Below are 373 nucleotides of genomic sequence, written 5' to 3'. Positions count from 1 at the left end.
GTGCTGCAAGGCGAACCGGGGGAACTGAAACATCTAAGTACCCCGAGGAAAAGAAATCAACCGAGATTCCCCCAGTAGCGGCGAGCGAACGGGGAGGAGCCCGGAACCATCATCAGCTTGTGCATTAGTGGAAGCGTCTGGAAAGTCGCACGGTACAGGGTGACAGTCCCGTACACAAAAATGCACCTGCTGTGAGTTCGAAGAGTAGGGCGGGACACGTGGTATCCTGTCTGAATATGGGGGGACCATCCTCCAAGGCTAAATACTCCTGACTGACCGATAGTGAACCAGTACCGTGAGGGAAAGGCGAAAAGAACCCCGGCGAGGGGAGTGAAACAGAACCTGAAACCGTGTACGTACAAGCAGTGGGAGC

1 rRNA gene is annotated in these 373 nt (G+C 55.0%); it reads left to right on the top strand.

The features are described from left to right. A 23S ribosomal RNA gene (locus tag AC1DNK_RS30040) occupies positions 1-373 on the top strand; the annotation flags it as partial.

The sequence above is a fragment of the Rhizobium sp. 01N424 genome, assembly GCF_056399485.1.
Note: the sequence above shows the minus strand (reverse complement) of the source record. Positions and strands in the feature narration are given on the sequence as shown.